We start from the raw sequence: 2,330 nt of genomic DNA, 5'->3' as shown, positions 1-2,330 counted from the left end.
CTGAAACTGAACCCGATTCATTGTCGCCATAATCTTCTCCCGCCTGCGCCACCGCGCACGCATATGCAAGGTTGGACACGTAACGGCGACCAAAGTTCAGTTATGCTGAAGATCAGCGCTAATCACCAAAACTATTGGGGTGGTGGGCCGTTTGCCAATGGATGCACCGCGCTGCCCGATTTGTGGAGCAGTGGCTTGTCCGATCAACTGTTTCTATGGCTGCATGTGCAGCACTTGAATCCCACCAATAACCGCGACGTGTATGCCTGCCCGCCGCGCCCCTATTATGTGCTGGCGGCGCTGCGCCTGGCGAAACTGATCGAATCTCTCCGCACAAAGCAGGCTGACGTGCCGATCACCATCGTCTGCCACAGCCAGGGCAATATGGTTGGCATGGCCGCCGCGTTTATTGGCGACGAACTGGCCGATGTGACGGATAAAAAGGGAAAAAGCGGGCGCTGTGTGGCCGATACCTATGTACTGTGCAATCCGCCATTCAGCCTGGTGGGCAAAAATGCTACCCAGGGCTGGGCCGAGCGCGATATGAAAGACGCTCAGGGCAACGGGGGGCGCCAGTCCTTGTCCGCGCGTAACCGCACTCTCGCCGCCTTCTTCGACATCCTGCGCAAGCAGGTGCCGAAGGAACAACCGGTGCAGAGCATCGACGAATTCATGAAGAACGAAGCGCACGGCTTCGACGCCCAGTCCGACCGCAACAAGTACGGTTACGGACTGAAACCGTCGACGTATGGCCGCGTGACGCTGTATTTCAATCCGCATGACCAGGTGATCTCTGCAAGCACCGTGCAGGGGATCGGCTGGCGCGGCTTGAGTCAACAGGAAATCGATGCCACCAATGGCAGCGGGACGTTTTGCCAGCGTGTCTTTTCCCAGAATTTTTTGGTGGGGTTGCAGGGGCAGTACGATTTCTGGGAAAACCAGTACGGCAAGCCCAAGCGTGGTAGCCAGGCATTCTGGTCTCCGGAGTCGCCCAAGGCAAGGTATTCGATATCCAAAGGCCTCGATGCCAACACGTCCTTTGTCGGGAAAATATGGACGGTCATCACAGCGCCAGTGATGATCGTCGCGACGGGGGTAACGAGCATCCGCATCAACGCACTGCCGCCGGACGACTGGACGGTTCCGCTGACCGCGCCGATCCTGCCGGAAGCGTTTTTACCCGAAGGCCTGCGCTTGGGCGAGTCCAGCAAAAACTTCGATCAGGGTTTCGACGCGCCGGGGGAATATCGCAACAAGGATCGGGAATACAACGATGGCGATCCCTACAAGGACGAGCAGACGGTGAGCGCTGGGGAAACCGCAGGTGCCGAGGCCAAGCCGGGTGGCGCCGCCAAAGGCGACAAGGAGAGCGAAGCATCGCTGCGTTATGAACACCACGCCATGCTGCGCATGAAGGCCAGGCGCGAGGGTTTGTACAAAAAAGACGCGAAGGTAGATGAAGAAGACAAGCCAGACAGCGCCAGCGAAGACTACAAGGCGTGGCGCTCGAAACATATCAAGTCCAATCTGGCCGCCAATATCAATGCACATGCGACCGATCACTCGACGATCATGACGAATGGGATGCATGCACAGAAGGCGCTGGCGTATGACGTGGCGATTGGTTGCTGCCATATCAAAAAAGAAGATCTGCATACGTTGAGAATAGCGGCAGATTGGCGGCATCTAACGTTTCTGGACAAGGGCGACGCTAACAAGCCATTCATGGAATATTTTTTATATGGCTATTTTAATGAGACGTCGGTTGATATATGGGCGAAAAGTAACGATGGAGGAGGGAAAATGCCATCGAAAATTGCAAATCAACGTGAGATGTTCTTCAGCAGCAAAGGTGACAAAGCATGAACATGCTCATCGCCACCCGAACACGTCGCCTCAGCTGGACTCTGCTTACCTTCGCAATCCTATTTCTTGGTGCAATCTGGTTCATTTCCTGGACGGAAGCGGACTCAAAAAACCAACTTACCGATGGAGAACTGATGAAACGATTGCTTATTGTCCCCTCGCTATTGGCGACAGTTGTTCTTGTATTGACTTCCGCCTGCGCAACTAAGCCGACAATCATCGCGACTAGCAGGCAACACGCCACAAGCACTCCTCCGGCTGTGCCATTCATGGCGCAAGTAGTGGGTCTGCAATGGCTTAATCCACTTCAACGCCGAGACTATCCCACCGAGTGGCAACGTAACCGTTCACGTCCCGGACGGAATCGGCGGCAGCGAGGGTGTGGCGACGCCCTTTCTGGCGGCGGCGATCACAGTGGCGATGTAGACCCAGGAGGAAACGGCCCGCTTGCGGCAAGTCTCGAT

1 protein-coding gene is annotated in these 2,330 nt (G+C 55.8%); it reads left to right on the top strand.

Annotated features, from left to right (window positions below):
- Positions 1–1,866: T6SS effector phospholipase Tle3 domain-containing protein (locus F1735_RS32990; RefSeq protein ID WP_222853158.1), on the top strand; the 1,866-nt coding region annotated here is incomplete at its 5' end.
- Positions 1,867–2,330: the final 464 nt, after the last annotated feature.

It is taken from the genome of Massilia genomosp. 1, from assembly GCF_011682185.1.
Lineage (GTDB): Bacteria > Pseudomonadota > Gammaproteobacteria > Burkholderiales > Burkholderiaceae_D > Telluria_A > Telluria_A rubra.
This window is presented reverse-complemented; position numbering and strand designations above follow the sequence as displayed.